Genomic DNA, 16,855 nt, shown 5'->3' on the forward strand with positions numbered 1-16,855 from the left:
GGACGGGATGATCCAGCCATGGGTGGAGACGACGCGGGCCTGCCTCCGGCGACCGACCGACTTCGGTTGCGGCGGCTGACCATGGGTGATGTGGACGCGCTGGTCGAGCTGGACAGCGACCCCGAGGTGATGCGCTTCCTCACCGGCGGCGTCGCCACCCCGCTGGCCGCGGTCCGTGACGTGCACCTGCCGAAGCAGCTGGCCCGGTACGACCGGCATCCCGGGCTGGGGCGCTGGGCGGCGCTGGACCGGGAGAGCGGCGCGTTCCTGGGCTGGTTCGCGCTCGATCCGTCCGAGGACGGCACCGAGGCCGAGCTGGGCTACCGGCTGCGCCGCTCGGCCTGGGGGCGCGGCCTGGCCACCGAGGGGTCCCGGGCGCTGGTCCGGTACGCCTTCGACGTCGTCGGCGTACGCCGGGTCTGGGCCGAGACGATGACGGTCAATGACCGCTCCCGACGGGTGATGACGAAGGCCGGGTTGCGCTACGTGCGCACCTTCCACCTCCAGTGGGACGACCCGATTCCGGGCACCGAGCACGGTGAGGTGGAGTACGAGCTGCGGGCCGAGGAGTGGGCGGAGACCGCTCAGGAGCGGCCGGCGGCCCTGCGGGCGCGGTAGGCGGTCACCGCGGCGCGGTTGCCGCAGCCGGCCTCGCAGAACCGACGCGACCGGTTGCGGGACAGGTCCACGACCACGTTGTCGCAGTCGGGGTACTCGCAGATCCGCAGCCGGCTCAGCTCACCGGCGCGAACCAGGTCGGCGATCGCCATCGCCGCCTCCACGGCGATGCGGGTGGCCAGCGGCGCGTCGCGGGGCACGGCATGCAGGTGGTACGGCTCGTCGTCGTGCTCGATCAACTGCGGCAGTGCCCGGTGCTCCAGCAGCAGACCGTTGACCACGGCGACGATCTCGGCCGGCTCGGCGTGCCAGATGCGGCGCAGCCGGGGCCGCAGTTCCCGGACAGCGCGCAGCTCGGCGTCGGTGTGCTCGTGCCGCCCGCTGTACGAGTGCCGGGTGAAGAACGCGTCCAGCGCGGCGATGTCGGGCAGCAGCTCGCCGTCCCGGCCCGCGGTGTTGACCAGCGCGGCAGCGGCGATCAGGGAACATTCGGTGTCATGAGCGAACAGCAACTTGACTCCTGTCACAGGGGCCGCCTAGCGTCATGGGCACAAGGATAGTTTGCCCATGACACCATCGCCCGTTCCGAGGAGTGCACGATGCAGTCACGACCCGCCGCCGGCGCCGCGTTGGCGCTGCTCTCCGCGGTCACCTTCGCGACCTCGGGCACCTTCGCGCGGTCGCTCATCGAGGCCGGCTGGTCCGCCGAGTCGGCCGTGATCGCCCGCGTCGGCGTGGCCGCCCTGGTGCTGGCCCTCCCCGCGCTGCTGTCGCTGCGGGGCAGGTGGGACGTGCTGCGGCGGAACGTCACGGCGATCGGGATGTTCGGGCTGCTCGGCGTGGCGCTGGCCCAGGTCTGCTTCTTCAACGCCGTGCGCTACCTGCCCGTCGGCGTCGCGCTGCTGCTGGAATACCTGGGCATCATCCTCGTCGTGCTCTGGATGTGGCTGCGGCACGGGCAGCAGCCGCGCCCGCTCACCGTGGCCGGTTCGGCGGCCGCCCTGGCCGGTCTGGCGTTCGTACTGGACCTCACCGGCACCGCCGGCTTCCACCCGGTGGGCGTGCTCTGGGGGCTGGGCGCCGCGTTCGGCCTGGCCGGCTACTTCGTGCTCGCCGGTCGGGTCGACCCCCGGCTGCCCTCGGTCGCCATGGCCAGCGGTGGAATGGCCGTCGGCGCCGCCGTGCTGCTCCTCATCGGGCTGACCGGCCTGCTGCCGCTGCGTGCCACCTTCGGCGAGGTCACCTTCGCCGGGCAGCGCACCAGCTGGCTGCTGCCCATCGCCGGGCTCTCCCTGGTGGCCGCCGTGATCGCGTACCTGGCCGGGATCGCCGGCACCCGCATCCTCGGCCCCCGGCTCTCGTCGTTCGTCGGGCTGACCGAGGTGCTCTTCGCGGTGCTGATCGCCTGGCTTCTCCTGAACGAGCTGCCCACCGCCTGGCAGCTGTTCGGTGGCGGGCTGATCGTCGCCGGGGTGGCCCTGGTACGCCTCGACGAACTGCGCGGGCCGGCAGCGGAACCGACGCCCGTCTCGCCGGAGGCCGTGCTGGCGGTCGACGGCCGATGAGACCCCGTGGCGTCGTCCGACCGGACGCCGGTGCGGGCCGATCTACCCAGGGTGCGCCCCGACCTGGGTGCTTCGCACGTCGACCTGGATGGATGAACGAGAGATTCACCGCTATAACGGACGTTCGTCTGGCATAAACCTGGCAGGTGTTGTGTGATGGCTGCCACGTCCCTCAACGAGAGGATCCGATGTGGTGAGCAAGCGCTTCACCGCCGGTGCCGTCGCGACCGCGACAGTGCTGGCACTCACGGCGACGGGGTTGGGTGTACCCGCCAACGCCGCGCCGACCAGTTCGCAGACCTTCACGGTCGTCGCCGAGGACGGCGTCGCCGCCGACACGGCGGTCGCGGCGATCCGCGCGGCCGGCGGCACGGTGGTGTCCCGGTCCGACGAGGTCGGCATGTTCCAGGTGACCAGCGACCGGGCCGACTTCGCGGCCAGGGCGACGGCCGCCCCGACGCTGATCGGCGCCGCCCAGCAAAAGGCCATCGGCCGCAAGCCGAAGCTGGACCGGGTCGAGCAGGAGCAGGTGCCGCCCACGGCGGCCGCCGCCGGCGCCGCCAAAAAGGGCGCCAAGATGGACCCGCTCGACGAGAAGCTCTGGGGCCTGGAGATGATCCGGGCCGACGAGGCCCGCAAGGTCGAGCCGGGTGACCGTCGGGTGACCGTCGGCGTGCTGGACACCGGCGTCGACGCCAGCAACCCCGACATCGCGCCGAACTTCAACTGGGCGCTGTCGCGCAACTTCGCGCCGGACCTGACCGACGTGGACGGTCCCTGCGAGGTGCCGAGCTGCCTCGACGCGGTGGGCACCGACGACGGCGGGCACGGCACCCACGTGGCGGGCACGATCGGCGCCGCCGCCAACGGCTTCGGCCTCTCCGGCGTCGCCCCGAAGGTCTCGCTGGTGGAGCTGAAGGGTGGCCAGGACTCCGGCTACTTCTTCCTGAACCCGGTGGTCAACGCCCTGATCTACGCCGGCCGGTCCGGGATCGACGTGGTCAACATGTCGTTCTACGTCGACCCGTGGCTCTACAACTGCACCGCCAACCCGGCCGACTCCCCCGCGAGCCAGGCCGAGCAGCGGGCCATCATCAAGGCGATGAAGCGGGCACTGGTCTTCGCCCACAACAAGGGCGTCACCCTGGTCGGCGCGCTCGGCAACAACAACGAGGACCTCGGCGCGCCGCGCACCGACATCTCCAGCCCGGACTACGGCGCCGCCCCGTACCCGCGCCCGATCGACAACGAGAGCTGCTGGGACCTGCCCACCGAAGGCCCGCACGTGATCGGCGTGTCGGCGGTCGGCCCGTCCGGCAAGAAGGCGGACTTCTCCAACTACGGCACCGAGCAGACTTCGGTCGCCGCGCCGGGTGGCTTCGCCCGGGACGGTTTCGGAACCCCGACGTACAACAGCCCGGGGAACCGGATCCTCTCCACCTACCCGCTGAAGGTCCTCCAGGAGGAGCCGATCTCCCCCACCATCCCGGATCCGCGGGTGGACGAGAACGGCAACATCGACCCGCGGGTCGCCACGCTGGTCTTCAAGCAGTGCAAGGCCAACGGTGAGTGTGGCTACTACACCTACCTCCAGGGCACCTCGATGGCGTCCCCGCACGCCGCCGGCGTCGCCGCGCTGATCGTCAGCCGGTACGGCAAGGCGGAGCGCCGGGGTGGCTTCGGCATGTCGCCGGACCTGGTCGAGCAGCACCTCTACCGCACGGCGGCCGAGCACGCCTGCCCGCAGCCGCGGCTGCAGCAGTATCGCAATGAGGGCCGGGACGAGACCTACGACGCCTACTGCGCCGGTGGGGTCAACTTCAACGGCTTCTACGGCTACGGGATCGTCGACGCCTACGCGGCGGTGAAGACCCCGCTCAAGCCGAACGCCCGACCGTAACGTGATCAGGTGGGGCCCGGTCGACTCTGGTCGGCCGGGCCCCGCCGACGTTTCCAGGGTCCGGCGGCGCAGGGCGCGGCGGCGCCGATTGATCGACTCGCGTTCCTTGAAGGCGGGGTGTCATCGGCGGGCGGACCGCACGATTTCCAGGAACCCGAGTGGACCTTGTCGCCTCGGGTCGCGGCGGCCGCCACGCCCGTACCGACCCTCGGCCGCGTTCAGGTAGGAGCGTCACCTGCGCCATCCGCGATCGGTCAGCGCGCCGCGCACCTCCCGGAGCACCGCTGGGAACTCGGCATGCAGGCGTCGGCTGGTCACGTGCAGCACCAACCACCCGGTGCCGACGAGCAGGTTCAGCCGACGGCGGTCGCGGTGCAGTTGGTCAGCGTCGGCGTGCCACTGCCCGTCGTACTCGACCGCCACCCGGTACTCCGGCCACGCCAGGTCGGGATGCAGGACGACACCGTTGGGCAGCTGGACCGGGTGCTGAACGACCGGTCGCGGCAGCCCGCCGAGCACCAGCCGGACGCGCAGCTGTGACTCCGGCGGAGATTGTGCCCCGCCGTCCGCCAGCTCGAAGAGCCACAGTGCCCGTCGCCCACCGGGCAGGTTCCCGTTGCGAGCGGCCACGTCGACCAGCGTGTCGCGGTTGGTCAGCCCCAGCCCGAGCAGCGCGTCGACGATGGTGACCGCGCGGATCGGATCGAGCCAGACAGCCGTCTCCCAGGCAGCCCGCCCGGGGTCGGAACGCGGGATCGGGCCGCCCGGGTCCCAGGCCGGTCCCAGCAGGTCGCCCGCCCCCCGTCTGTCGCCGGGTCTGGCCGCCGCGGTGGTGCCGGGTCTGGCCGCCGCGGTGGTGCCGGGTCTGGCCGCCGCGGTGGTGCCGGGTCTGGCCGCGGCGGTGCTGCCGGGTCTGGCCGCGGCGGTGCTGCCGGGTCTGGCCGCCGCGGTGCTGCTGTGCCCGGCCGCCGCGGTGCTGCCGTGTCCGGCCGCTGTGGTGCTAACCAGTCGGGCCGCTGTGGTGCTGCCAGGTCTGACCGCCACCGGACGTTGCCGTGTCGGGCGTGGCGACAGCCCGACGCCCGGTGGACGTCCTGCTCCCGGTGGACGGCCTGCCGCCGGTGAAAGCCCTGCCGCCGGTGAGAGCCCTGCCGACGGTGGGTCTCCTGGTCCCCGCGGACGTCCTGTCTGCGCGGGCGCCGCGGCCTGCTCTCGCGGGCGGACGTCGAGGGGCGGGGTGATGGCGTTCGCATGCACGCGCAGGCCCCGCTGGGGGCCGATCCGCAGCGGTCTGGGTACGAGGACGTGCACGTCGTCGGTGAAGGTGGCGGCGTGTTCGACGCCGTGCAGGTATGCGGCGGACGGGCCTCCGACCGCGACCCCGGGTGGTAGCCGGAGGAGGGCCGCGCGGCACGCGAGGGCGTGGTCCCGGTCGAGGCGTGCGTCGGCGTAGACGTCGTGGCGCAGCCGCACCCAGGCGCTGCTGCGCAGTTGGTGCTCGGTGAGCAGGCCGTCCCGGATCGCGTCGGAGCCGCGGAAGACCTGCCAGGCCAGGGTGTCGGGGCGGTGCGGACGTGGCGGCATGCCAGGCAGCGTGCCGACCGCCGAGTGGACCCCGAAACCCCTGTGGACAACCCCGACCGGACGCCCGATCGGTCCCTGTGGACAACTGCGGATCGACTCACCGATCTTGCTATGGCGCCGGTGGTGATCGACTTGTGTTCCTTGAAGTCGGGCTGTCGCAGCCACCCGGACACCACGATGTCCGTGAACCCGAGTCGATCAAGTCGTGGCGGCGGTCAGCGGAGGGCGGTGGCGACGGCCGTGGCGGCGGCCAGGACCTGGGTGCCGACCGTGTCGACGTCCAGGGGGGCCAGCGCGACCACGCCGACACTCGCCTCCAGTCCGGGTACGCCGAGCACCGGCGCCGCCACCCCGTACGCCCCGGACTGCAACTCCCCGCTGCTGCTCACCGGTCCCGCGGTCCCGGCTCGGCCGGCCAGGATGGCCCGGCCCGCCGCGCCCCGGTCCAGCGGATGCCGCGCCCCGGTCCGATACGCGACGTGGAACGACGTCCAGCTCGGCTCGACCACGGCCAGGGCGACGCCCTCGCCACCCTCGACCACGGTCAGGTGCGCGGTGGCGCCGGCCTGCTCGGCGAGCCGGCGCAGGGCGGGCAGCGCTCCCTCGGCGAGCAGCGGCTGGGCGCGCCGGGCCAGGTGCAGCACTCCCGCGCCGAGGCGGAGCCGGCCGTCGCCGTCGCGGCGCAGCATCCCGTGCCCGGTCAACGGGCCGACCAGCCGGTAGACGGCCGCTCGCCCGATGCCGAGCTGGTTCGCCACCTCGGTGACGGTCAGCCCACCCGGCGCTTCGGCGACCAGGTGCAGCAGTCGTAACCCCCGGTCCAGGGTCTGTGCCGTCTCCCCGGCCCGCCCGCCGACCGCGTCGGCGCGGCCGGCGCGGGCGCCGGGGCCGGTCGGCGGCTCACCGGGGCGTGCGGTCGCATCCACGCCTGGCAGCGTACGACCCGGCACCGGCGGACCCGGACAGGCACGGACGGCTACCCTTGTGCGGTGACGCTACGCCTGTATGACACCGCCACCCGATCGGTGCGGGACTTCGTCCCGCGGGAAGCCGGCAAGGTGGGGGTCTACCTGTGTGGTCTCACCCTGCAGGCCCCGCCGCACATCGGTCACCTTCGCTCCGGCGTCAACTACGACGTGTTGCGCCGCTGGCTGCTGGCCGCGGGTTACGAGGTCACCTTCATCCGCAACGTGACCGACATCGACGACAAGATCCTGGTCAAGGCGGGGGAGCAGGGCCGGCCGTTCTGGTCCATCGCGTACGCCAACGAGCTGATCCTCGCCGAGTCGTACCGGGCGTTGAACGTGCTGGCACCCACCTACGAGCCGCGCGCCACCGGGCACATCCCCGAGATGCACGAGCTGATCACCAAGTTGATCGCCGACGGGCACGCCTACCCGGCCACCGACGGCTCCGGCGACGTCTACTTCGACGTGACCTCCTGGCCGGCGTACGGATCGCTGTCGGGTCAGTCCCCGGACGCGATGCAGTCGGCCGGGGACGCCCCCGACCGGGGCAAGCGGGACCCGCGCGACTTCGCGCTCTGGAAGGGCGCCAAGCCCGAGGAGCCGGCGGACGCCTACTGGCCGTCGCCGTGGGGGCTGGGCCGCCCGGGCTGGCACATCGAGTGCTCGGCGATGTGCTGGCGATACCTGGGCCCGGAGTTCGACATCCACGGCGGCGGGCTCGACCTGACCTTCCCGCACCACGAGAACGAGATCGCCCAGTCCAACGCGGCCGGGCTGCCGTTCGCCCGCTACTGGGTGCACCACGGGCTGCTCAGCATCGGCGGGGCCAAGATGGGCAAGTCCGCCGGAAACGCGCTGGGCCTCGCGTACGTGGACTCGCTCGGGGTGCGACCCGTCGAGCTGCGCTACTACTACGCCGCCGCGCACTACCGCTCCGTGATCGACTACTCGGAGGACTCGCTGCGCGACGCGGCCACCGCGTACCGCCGGATCGAGGGTTTCGTGCAGCGGGCCGCCGAGCGCGTTGGCGTCGGGCAGCTCGGCGAGCTGCCGAGCGGCTTCGTCGCGGCCATGGACGACGACCTCAACACCTCCGCCGCGCTGGCGGTGCTGCAACAACAGATCCGGGACGGAAACACCGCGCTGAGCACCGGCGACGATGTGACCGTCCGCACCACCCTGGCCGCGGTGCGGGCGATGCTGGATATCCTCGGGATCGACCCCCTCGACCCGGCCTGGACCGGTGACGGCCGCTCGGATGATCTGCGTGCCGTGGTGGACTCCCTGATCGCGCTGGCCCTGGAGCAGCGCGCACAGGCCCGGGGCCGCAAGGACTGGACTGCCGCCGACGCGGTACGCGACCAGCTCAAGCTGGCCGGCGTGGTGGTCGAGGACACCCCCCAGGGGCCCCGTTGGACTATTGGAGAGCAGGACTGATGGCCGGCAACTCACAGCGCCGTGGCCGGCGACTGACGCCGAAGGCGGGTGCCCCGAAGGGCTCCGGCGGCAAGAACAAGGATTCCCTGGCCGGGCGCGGGCGCACCCTGCCCGCCGACGAGCGGCCGTGGCACAAGGGCTACTCGGGCACCGAGAAGCTGCCTCAGCGCACCGCCTGGAAGCAGGACAAGGAGCGCCGGGCGGCGGCCGAGGAGGGGCGCGCCCCGAAGATCGGCCAGCCCGGCAGCAAGGACACCACCTGGGGCAAAGGCGGCGGCCGGGGAGTTCCGGCCAATCGGGGCGGCGCCGGCGGCCGAGGCGGCAAGCCCGCCGGTCGGTCCGGCCCGCGGGTCACCCCGGGGCGCAAGTCCAACCCGGCCAAGGACAGCCCGGAGCTGCTGGTCGGGCGCAACCCGGTGCTGGAGGCGCTGCGCGCCCAGGTGCCGGCGACGGCGCTCTACACCGCGCAGGGCATCGACATGGACGACCGGATCAACGAGATCATCCGGACCGCCGCCGACCGGGGCATCGCCAACCTGGAGATCAGCCGGGCGGAGCTGGACCGGATGACCGGTGGGGTCCTGCACCAGGGCGTCGGGCTGCAGGTGCCGCCATTCGCGTACCAGCCGTTCGAGGACCTGGTGGCCGCGGCCCTGGAGCAGCAGGCCCCGCTGCTGGTCGCGCTGGACGGCGTCACCGACCCGCGCAACCTGGGCGCGGTGATCCGCTCGGCTGCCGCGTTCGGCGCGCAGGGCGTCTTCGTACCCGAGCGGCGGGCCGCCGGCATCACGGCGACCGCCTGGCGGACCAGTGCCGGCGCGGCCGCGCGGGTGCCGGTGGCGCAGGTCACCAACCTGACCCGATCGCTGAAGGCGTGCCGCGACGCCGGCTTCACGGTCGTCGGTCTGGACGCCGACGGTGACACCGACCTCTACGACCTGGAGGCCGCCGTCGGTCCGCTGGTGGTCGTGGTCGGCTCCGAGGGGCGCGGGTTGTCCCGGCTGGTCGGGGAGACCTGTGACCTGACCGTCAGCATCCCGATGATCTCCGAGGTCGAGTCGCTCAACGCCAGCGTGGCCGCAGCGGTCACCCTGGCCGAGGTCGCCCGCCGGCGCTCCGCCGAGCAGTAGACAGGCATCGTCGAGGCCCCGTTCCCCGCCACCGCGGGGGATGGGGCCTCGACGTGTCCGGCCGCGTCCGGACATGCGACAGGGGCGGCCCGCCGAAGCGGACCGCCCCTGTCGGTACGGGCGTTACGTCAGATCCGGCTGCCGGTGGTGGCGTGGAAGACGTGGCTGCGGCCGGTGCGCGGCTTGACGAACACGGTGTCACCCATGTTCGGCATCGTGCGCCGGTCGGTGCGGACGACGAAGCGCTCCGAGTTGCCACCCAGCGCGGCGTGGCCGTAGACGTTGGCGTCCGAGCCGAGGTCCTCGACCAGCTCGACGACGACGGGCATGCCGCCCTCGGTCGGGCTGACCAGGTCGCAGTCCTCCGGGCGGAAGCCCACGGTCACCTTGCCGTCGCCGCCCTCGGCGCGGGCGGCCTCAACCTGCTCGCGGGTGAGCGGGATCTGCAGCTCGGCGAACTCGGCGCCCTTCTCGTTCAGCGGCACGGTCTTGATGTTCATGGCGGGGGAGCCCATGAAGCCGGCGACGAAGACGTTGGCCGGGGTGTCGTAGAGCGCCCGCGGGGTGTCCACCTGCTGGAGGACGCCGTCGAGCAGTACCGCGACCCGGTGACCCATGGTCATGGCCTCGACCTGGTCGTGCGTGACGTAGACCGTGGTGACGCCCAGCTTGGCCTGGAGCGACGCGATCTGGGTACGGGTCTGCACGCGGAGCTTGGCGTCGAGGTTCGACAGCGGCTCGTCCATGAGGAAGACCTGCGGTTCGCGGACGATCGCCCGGCCCATCGCGACACGCTGACGCTGACCACCGGAGAGCGCCTTCGGCTTGCGGCTGAGGTACTCCTCCAGCTGCAGCAGACCGGCCGCCTCCTTGACCCGCCGGTCGATCTCCGACTTGGAGGTCTTACGCAGCTTGAGGGCGAACGCCATGTTCTCGTACACCGTCATGTGCGGGTAGAGCGCGTAGTTCTGGAAGACCATCGCGATGTCGCGGGCCTTGGGGGGCAGGTGGGTCACGTCACGCTGGTCGATGTAGATCGAGCCGGCGTCGACGTCCTCCAGCCCGGCGAGCATCCGCAGGCTGGTGGACTTGCCGCAACCGGAGGGGCCGACCAGGACGAGGAACTCGCCGTCGCCGATTTCGAGGTCCAGCTCGTTGACGGCGGGACGCTCGGTGCCCGGGTAGATCCGGGACGCCTTGGAATAGGTGACCGTAGCCATGGTGAAGCGCTTCCTTTCACCGGCAGGAACGTGCCGGACGATCCGAGTGAAGGAGCGACCGGCACGGTGTCCGTGCCGGTCAACGGACGGCGGGCCGGTCGCGGGGCGGCCGGGCCTGTCGTCCGTGTCACTGCACCGTAAACGGGTTTCCCCGCGCTGCCAAGGCGAGGGTGCACGGGAAGTGGCCCACGGCCTACGCATTCCGGTCACTCGGGCACGGGCAGACATCAATTGACGCGGTGGGTGCCCGTGCGGGGGCGTACGAAGGTCGGGTTGCTGACGTTTCCCGTGCTCGGGAGCCCTCGCCAGCGGGATATCCAGATGTCAGTCGCTATGCTGACCTCGACGCACGCGCCCCTGTAGCTCAGCTGGCCAGAGCACTCGCCTTGTAAGCGAGATGTCGCCGGTTCGATCCCGGCCGGGGGCTCCAATTCCACCAGGCTTTTCCCGACCGGCACCGCCGTGGGTCGACCGGTTGACAGCAACGGGACTCACGAGAGCTTCCCGTCGAGCTTGCCGAGCGCCTGACGCATCGCGTCGAGGTTGGCGTGAGCGTAGACCTTGAGCATGATCTTGACGTCGGGGTGCCGGGATGTGGCTCGGCGCGCGGGCAGGGGATCGGCGCGAGTGCTCTGCGCGAGTTGCTGAACGCCGCGGCCCAGGCCGGCATGCGGGCCGTGGTGGCAGAGACGACCGCGGACAACGTCGGCGCGGTCGGCGTACTGAAAAGTGCGGCGCTACATTGCGCCACGAGAGTGGCAGGGCCGCGCCTCCTACTGTTCATGCCGCATGCCTGGCGAACGCCTGCTCATGATCGCTAACGTGTGGTGCCACATTTCGCGTCATTCTTTCGGGGGAAACATGAACGTGTACGCGCGGCGTGCACTGGGGCTGGTCGGCGCGGGCGCACTCGGACTGGTCGCATCCGCCGCCCTGCTCGCCACGGGCGGCCAGGCCTACGCGGCGGACGGCGGCGGCGACCTGGAGGTCAGCGTCTCGGCCACCACCTTCGTTGCCGGAAGTTCGCCCAAGGACTTCACCATGACGGTGGTCAACAAGGGGCCGGACGGCGCAATCTGGAGCCTGGAGTACGACTTCAGCGGCCTGGACGACAGCATGGTCAAGGTCGAGTCGCCGACCTTGCTCGGCTGCACGCGGACCGACGACAAGCTGACGTGCCAGGAGGGCGGACTCTCTGTCGGTCACAGCTACTGGCAGCACAACTCCTTCGAGCTGGTACCCGTGCCCGGCGCGAAGGGCGAGGCGGGCTCGTTCACCGTTGCCGCCGTCTCGGACACCGACCCCAACCCGGGCAACAACACGGCGACCGTCAAGGTCGACGTACCCGCCAAGGGCGTCGATCTGGTCACCCTGGCCGAGGACGTGTTCCAGGTGGCCGACGACGGAGAGCCGACCGACGAGCCGGTGGCGCCGGGCGGCAGCAGCTTCGTCCTGGGTGCCGTCGGGAACATCGGGGACACCATCGCCGAGGGCCTCAAGGTCTCGGTCGCGCTACCGCGGTACGTCACCTTCGGGGAGGCGGAGCGGGGATGCACCTACGGCGCGGACAACCGGACGGCCACCTGCGCCTACGAGGACATCACCCTGGTGCCGATCGACCGGGACACCAGTGAGAGCGATGACATCATCTCGGTCGTCGGCATCGTCTTCCCGGTGACGGTGGCGAAGGACGCTCCCGGCCCGGTCGTACTCGATGGCGGGGTGCTCTCTGGGTACGCCCTCAAGGCCGAGGACGAGGTCAGCCAGGCCGTTTTGGCCCGCAGCGCGACCGCCGAGCTGCCGAAGGGCCTGAAGACCCTGTCCGTCAAGGACGTCAAGGACGTCAAGGACGCGAACGTCACCGACAACACCGACCAGTTCAAGGTCCACGTCGGTGCCGCGGCGACAGGCAGCGAGGGGTCGGCAGGCGGCGAGGCGCCGGGTGGCGACCAGCCCGGCGGCACGGGCGGCGGGCTGCCGGTGACCGGCGTCCAGGCCGGTCTCCTCGGTGGCGTCGGTGCGGGCGTCATGGTGCTCGGCGCCGCACTCTTCCTCGTCAGCCGCCGGCGGCGGGTCGTCCTGACGACCCCCGACGACGAGGTACCCACCGCCTGACGGACTCGGGTTCCGGGATGTCGGGGCATCCGCCTAGCGGGGATGCCCCGACTTCCGCGATCTCTTGTCGATCAAGGCCGTGGACGTCGCCCGGCCGCACGGGTCAGGGCTGGCGGTTGTTTGCACGACAGAGTGTGCCGGCAGGGTCACCGGCACATGATCGGATCGGGCCTCTACGGTCGGGCGCGGTCGGGGGTCCTTCGGCCAGGCTTGACGTCGAAGGGAGGCCCAGTGATCGCGGCACTCAACCGGCTTGTCGACCTGGTCGAGAAGCACCTCACCGAGGAGTTCGACGTCAACGGACTGGCGAGGGCGCTCGGCACGACCGAGTACCACCTGCGCCGGATGTTCTCGTCGTTGGCGGGCATGCCGTTGTCGGAGTACGTCCGCCGACGCCGCATGACCGTCGCCGCTGCCGACGTTGTTCGGGGCGAGGACGATCTTCTGAGCATCGCCGTCCGGCACGGATACGGCTCGACCGAGGCGTTCGGACGCGCGTTCCGGGCGGTCCACGGTGCCAACCCCGCTGACGTTCGCCGCGACGGAGGGCCCCTTCGCACACAACCACAACTCAAGTTCCGCCTGACCGTCGAAGGGAGCATCCCCATGGACACCCGCATCGTGGACCGTCCCGCGTTCCGACTCGTCGGACACGCAGCCCGGGTTCCGCTCATTCACCAGGGCATCAACCCGCACATCCAGCAGCACATCACCGCGCTGCCGCCGCAGGAGCATCTCCGGCTGAAGGCCCTCAGCGACACCGACCCCGGGGGGCTGCTCCAGGTCTCCGACGACCTCGACCCCGACAGCACCGAGGGCAGTGAACTGACCTACCTGCACGGGGTCGCGGTGTCCCGGGACACGCCGGTCCCCGACGACCTCGACGCCATCGAGGTGCCGGCCGGCATGTGGGCGATCTTCCGTACCGCCGGACCTCATCCGCAGGCCCTGCAGAGCACCTGGGCCGCGACCGCGACCGAGTGGTTCCCCTCCAACCCGTGGCGTCTGCGGCCGGGTCCCTCGATGGTTGCGATCCTCGAACGCGCGGAGGACTTCAGCACCGCCACCTGCGAGCTGTGGCTACCCGTCGAACCGACGTGACCACCGGCGGCCCGGTGCCGGCACGATGGCTGCCCGGGGGTCGAGCTGCGGCCCTAACCCGCTGGTCGCCCCTGCGGGTCCAGTTGCGGCCCGGCCGCGACAGCCCCTGCGGCAGTCGGGCCGGTGCCGCCCGCCCGCATCGTCGTCAAGCGAACAAGGCGATGGAGCAACCGATGGCGACGAGGGCGCCGTAGAACGGTGCGACCGACCACGAGAGCCAGACGGTGGCGTCCGGAAACCAGCGGCCGAGGCGCCGTCGAATCTTTTGTCTGCGGGTGGCTGCGAAAGGAATGGGGTCGTCGGCGTCCGAGGGGTCGAGCGAGAACAGCGGCACCTTCCGGGTCCCGCGCGCCACCGCATCGTAGAGTCGCCGGTAAGCCTTCTCCTGTCGCAGATAGTTCGCGTCGAGGAAACCGAACAGGAGCGCGGCTGCGACCCCCAGCGCGGCGACCAGGTTGGCGTCCTGCGTCAACGCGTACCCGTACGTGGCGGTCACCACGGGGAGCAGCCAGCCTTTGGCGGCGGAGGAGGCGGAGGACATTCGCGTGACCACGGCCTGGATGTAGTCCAGGTGCTTTCGGCGATCCTCGGGATCAACGACCAGCACGTCCGCCGGCTGCATCACTCCCCACCAACCTTCCGACACTCGTGCCGGAGCCGCTTCCAGACGTCATCCTTCTGCGACTCCGAATAACTGGTTTCTGCAGGCCAGATGCGGCCCATCTCGTCGCCGGACCAGCGGGGGACGATGTGGGTGTGCAGATGGGGCACGGTCTGAGTGGCGACCGCACCGTTCGACTGGATTATGTTCAATCCCTCCGGGTCGGTCGCGCACTTCACCGCACGCGAGAGCCGCAACGTGACTCGCGCCAGGTGGGCGGCGGTTTCTTCGTCCAATGACCAGATGTCAGGGATATGGTCGAGCGGCACCACGAGGATGTGGCCCAGGGTTGCCGGATTCAGGGGAAAGAATGCGACCACGCGCCCGTCACGATAGACCTCCCGGGTGCCCGAGGTGTCGCGCCGAACGATTTCACAGAACGGGCAGTCGGTCTCGACGATCATCGCGAACGGGTCCTGCCCTGCCCGGACCACCGCGTGAGATGGACCGACTCGGCCAACGGAGCCACCTCTCTCTGTGGATAGTCGCGGCCCTCAGCGTAGGCCAGCCGACGGCGGATTCGCGTCGTCCACCACCGGCATCCCGCAGGTGCGGTTACGGCGGTGGCGTCCAGCGTGCCGAAGCGGCCGCCGGCACCGGCCGTATGCTGGGCTTCAGCATGAAGCGGGCGGTCAGCCCGCGACGATGTCGTCCAACCAGAGGGTGTGCACGAGAGCCGATGAGTCGCGCGGTGGAGGAGTCGAACCGGGCGATGCTGCGTGCCCGGGACGCGATGGACCGGTCGTACGCCCAACCGCTGGACATCCCCGCGCTGGCCCGGATCGCGCACGTCTCCGAGGCGCACTTCATCCGGACCTTCCGGGCGACCTTCGGTGAGACCCCGCACCGCTACCTGCAACGGCGGCGGGTCGAGCGGGCGATGGCGCTGCTGGTGGAGACCGACCGCGACGTGACCGACATCTGCTACGCCGTCGGCTTCGGCAGCCTCGGCACGTTCAGCCGGACCTTCCGGCAGATCGTCGGGGCGTCACCCTCGGATTTCCGCCGCCGCCGCACGGCGCCGGTCGACGTGCCGTCCTGCTTCGCCAAGGCCTGGACCCGACCCAGCAGTTTTGGATAAGCAGCAGGTCAGGGCCTGCGTCTAGCGTGGTTCCCATGACGATGAACGCGATCAGCCGCTCCCAGATCTACGTCCTCGACCAGGACGAGGCGCTCGACTTCTACGTGGGCAAGCTCGGCATGGAGCTCAACACCGACCAGGACCTCGGCTTCATGCGTTGGCTGACGGTGAACCTGCCGGGCGACCCGGAGCGCGAAATCCTGCTGGAGAAGCCGGGCCCGCCGGCGATGGACCCGGCCACCGCCGCGCAGGTCCGGGAACTGCTCACCAAGGGGGCGCTGGGCGGCGCGCTCTTCATGACCACCGACGACGCCCACAAGACGCACGAGGAACTGGTGGCCAAGGGGGTCGACATCACCGACGAGCCGACCGAGCGCCCGTACGGGATCGACTTCGGCATCCGGGATCCGTTCGGCAACCGGATCCGCATCGGCCAGATGTTCCCCCGGGCCTGAGGCCGTACCTCGGCCTGGTGGCGACGGCCGGTTGCCGGCAAAGCGGGAGGCGCGGGGTGGATCCCGCGCCTCCCGCTGTGTTGAGGTTAAGGACATGATCACCCGGCTGCTGTACCTCGCCCGGCACGGCGAGCAGGAGGACGCGACGACCGAGTCGCCGGAGGCCGGCCTGTCGGAGCGGGGCCGGCGGCAGGCCCGGCTGCTCGGTGAGCGGCTGCGGGGCCGGCCGTTCGCCGCCGTGCACCACGGGCCGCTGCGCCGGGCCGCGGAGACCGCCGAGCTGGTCGTCGCGTCGCTGCCCGGGGTTCCGGTGTACGAGACCGAGCTGGCCGGCGACCACCTCCCACACGACACGGATCCTGCGGACCTGCCGCCGGCGTACGCCAGCTTCCTGGCCGGGGCCTCGGCGGCCGAACGGGTCGACGGGCCGCGGGTGACGGCGGCGGCGGTACGGCGGTTCACCGGCCCGGTGGTCGATGGCGCCGAGGGTGCGGGTGGCGCCGGGCCGGTCCGTGAGCTGGTCGTGACGCACAGTTTCCTGATCGCCTGGCTGGTCCGGCACGCTCTGGACGCGCCGGAGCGACGGTGGCTGGGTTTGAATCACCACAACGCGGGACTGACCGTTCTCCGGTACGGCCCGGCCGCACCGCCGAACCTGGTCGCCTTCAACGACGTGGCACACCTGCCGCCGGAGTTGCGTGGTACGGGCCTGCCACCGGACTACCTGGTCTGAGCGCCGGGCGGTCAGCCGGTGGCGCGCAGCAGCAGCTCCACCAGCGCCTGGGTGGCCGGCGGCGGGGCGGTGTCGGTCGGGCAGTCGACGTACCCGGTCTCGATCGTGCCAACGGTCAGCCGGTAGCTGAACGCGTCTGCGCAGAGGGTCGTGGTGGTCGGGCGGCGGGCCGCCTCGGCGGCCAGCCGGGTCAGCCGCTGGATCGCGTGCGGCTGGAAGTAGTCCACGTACCAGCTCAGCACCTCGGAGCGGAGGCTTTCCTGCGACGACCAGGCGAAGGTGGCGCC

General features: G+C 71.3%; 16 protein-coding genes, 1 tRNA gene and 2 pseudogenes. 12 read left to right on the plus strand and 7 right to left on the minus strand.

Annotated elements, in window-relative coordinates; all coding sequences use genetic code 11:
- Positions 1-18 precede the first annotated feature (18 nt).
- Positions 19-618 (plus strand): GNAT family N-acetyltransferase, encoded by a 600-nt coding sequence (locus EAD98_RS20610; protein ID WP_121655686.1) that lies wholly within the window; start codon positions 19-21, stop codon positions 616-618.
- Here the strand turns inward: EAD98_RS20610 and EAD98_RS20615 are convergent.
- Positions 585-1,130 (minus strand): CGNR zinc finger domain-containing protein, encoded by a 546-nt coding sequence (locus EAD98_RS20615; RefSeq protein ID WP_121655687.1) that lies wholly within the window; start codon positions 1,128-1,130, stop codon positions 585-587. The genes EAD98_RS20610 and EAD98_RS20615 overlap by 34 nt on opposite strands.
- An 87-nt stretch (positions 1,131-1,217) precedes the next feature.
- On the opposite strand from EAD98_RS20615, the gene EAD98_RS20620 reads away from it, so the two are divergent.
- Both EAD98_RS20620 and EAD98_RS20625 read left to right on the plus strand, forming a co-directional pair.
- The gene (locus EAD98_RS20620) at positions 1,218-2,183 is read left to right on the plus strand and encodes a DMT family transporter (RefSeq protein WP_121655688.1); all 966 of its coding nucleotides are present in this window, start codon (positions 1,218-1,220) and stop codon (positions 2,181-2,183) included.
- 193 nt (positions 2,184-2,376) lie between these two features.
- Positions 2,377-4,083, plus strand: a complete 1,707-nt coding sequence (locus tag EAD98_RS20625; protein ID WP_121655701.1) for a S8 family serine peptidase — start codon at positions 2,377-2,379, stop codon at positions 4,081-4,083.
- 231 nt (positions 4,084-4,314) lie between these two features.
- Here EAD98_RS20625 and EAD98_RS20630 read toward each other — a convergent pair whose 3' ends face one another.
- Complete coding sequence (locus EAD98_RS20630; RefSeq protein WP_121655689.1) at positions 4,315-5,667, minus strand: hypothetical protein; 1,353 nt, start codon at positions 5,665-5,667, stop codon at positions 4,315-4,317.
- 215 nt (positions 5,668-5,882) lie between these two features.
- A complete protein-coding gene (locus tag EAD98_RS20635; RefSeq protein ID WP_121655702.1) occupies positions 5,883-6,491 on the minus strand; it encodes an IclR family transcriptional regulator in 609 nt (202 codons plus the stop codon).
- A 165-nt stretch (positions 6,492-6,656) separates the two neighbouring features.
- Here EAD98_RS20635 and cysS point away from each other — a divergent pair, with 165 nt between their 5' ends.
- Positions 6,657-8,072 carry a cysteine--tRNA ligase gene (gene cysS / locus EAD98_RS20640; RefSeq protein ID WP_121655690.1) on the plus strand — a complete coding sequence of 472 codons (1,416 nt, stop codon included), beginning with the start codon at positions 6,657-6,659 and terminating at the stop codon, positions 8,070-8,072.
- On the plus strand, positions 8,072-9,202 hold the full coding sequence (rlmB, locus tag EAD98_RS20645) for a 23S rRNA (guanosine(2251)-2'-O)-methyltransferase RlmB (RefSeq protein WP_121655691.1): 1,131 nt from the start codon (positions 8,072-8,074) through the stop codon (positions 9,200-9,202). Before cysS ends, rlmB begins: the two co-directional genes overlap by 1 nt.
- 128 nt (positions 9,203-9,330) lie before the next feature.
- Here the strand turns inward: rlmB and EAD98_RS20650 are convergent, their stop codons facing one another.
- Positions 9,331-10,422, minus strand: a complete 1,092-nt coding sequence (locus EAD98_RS20650; protein WP_121655692.1) for an ABC transporter ATP-binding protein — start codon at positions 10,420-10,422, stop codon at positions 9,331-9,333.
- A gap of 353 nt (positions 10,423-10,775) precedes the next feature.
- On the opposite strand from EAD98_RS20650, the gene EAD98_RS20655 reads away from it, so the two are divergent.
- The 4 genes and pseudogenes from EAD98_RS20655 to EAD98_RS20670 all read left to right on the plus strand — a co-directional run bounded on the left by EAD98_RS20655 (position 10,776) and on the right by EAD98_RS20670 (position 13,638).
- Positions 10,776-10,852: transfer RNA gene (locus EAD98_RS20655), tRNA-Thr, on the plus strand.
- A gap of 169 nt (positions 10,853-11,021) precedes the next feature.
- Positions 11,022-11,236: pseudogene (locus EAD98_RS20660) on the plus strand (GNAT family N-acetyltransferase); the annotation flags it as partial.
- 47 nt (positions 11,237-11,283) lie between these two features.
- Positions 11,284-12,537 carry a hypothetical protein gene (locus tag EAD98_RS20665; RefSeq protein ID WP_121655693.1) on the plus strand — a complete coding sequence of 418 codons (1,254 nt, stop codon included), beginning with the start codon at positions 11,284-11,286 and terminating at the stop codon, positions 12,535-12,537.
- Positions 12,538-12,768: 231 nt separating this feature from the next.
- The gene (locus tag EAD98_RS20670; protein WP_121655694.1) at positions 12,769-13,638 is read left to right on the plus strand and encodes an AraC family transcriptional regulator; all 870 of its coding nucleotides are present in this window, start codon (positions 12,769-12,771) and stop codon (positions 13,636-13,638) included.
- 145 nt (positions 13,639-13,783) lie between these two features.
- On the opposite strand, the gene EAD98_RS20675 is transcribed toward EAD98_RS20670, so the two are convergent.
- Positions 13,784-14,260 (minus strand): hypothetical protein, encoded by a 477-nt coding sequence (locus EAD98_RS20675; RefSeq protein WP_121655695.1) that lies wholly within the window; start codon positions 14,258-14,260, stop codon positions 13,784-13,786.
- The gene (locus EAD98_RS20680) at positions 14,260-14,703 is read right to left on the minus strand and encodes an HIT family protein (protein WP_121655703.1); all 444 of its coding nucleotides are present in this window, start codon (positions 14,701-14,703) and stop codon (positions 14,260-14,262) included. The genes EAD98_RS20675 and EAD98_RS20680 overlap by 1 nt, the downstream gene beginning before the upstream one ends.
- A 275-nt stretch (positions 14,704-14,978) precedes the next feature.
- Between EAD98_RS20680 and EAD98_RS20685 the strand changes: the two genes are divergently transcribed.
- From EAD98_RS20685 to EAD98_RS20695, 3 genes are all read left to right on the plus strand, one after another.
- Complete coding sequence (locus EAD98_RS20685; protein ID WP_121655696.1) at positions 14,979-15,380, plus strand: helix-turn-helix domain-containing protein; 402 nt, start codon at positions 14,979-14,981, stop codon at positions 15,378-15,380.
- 35 nt (positions 15,381-15,415) lie between these two features.
- Positions 15,416-15,835: a VOC family protein gene (locus EAD98_RS20690; RefSeq protein WP_121655697.1), complete on the plus strand. Its 420-nt coding sequence runs from the start codon at positions 15,416-15,418 to the stop codon at positions 15,833-15,835.
- Positions 15,836-15,929: 94 nt separating this feature from the next.
- The gene (locus EAD98_RS20695; protein WP_121655698.1) at positions 15,930-16,568 is read left to right on the plus strand and encodes a histidine phosphatase family protein; all 639 of its coding nucleotides are present in this window, start codon (positions 15,930-15,932) and stop codon (positions 16,566-16,568) included.
- An 11-nt stretch (positions 16,569-16,579) separates the two neighbouring features.
- Here the strand turns inward: EAD98_RS20695 and EAD98_RS30995 are convergent.
- Positions 16,580-16,855 (minus strand): annotated as a pseudogene (locus tag EAD98_RS30995) (hypothetical protein); the annotation flags it as partial.

The organism is Micromonospora sp. CV4 (genome assembly GCF_003667455.1).
In the GTDB taxonomy this organism is placed as follows: domain Bacteria; phylum Actinomycetota; class Actinomycetes; order Mycobacteriales; family Micromonosporaceae; genus Micromonospora.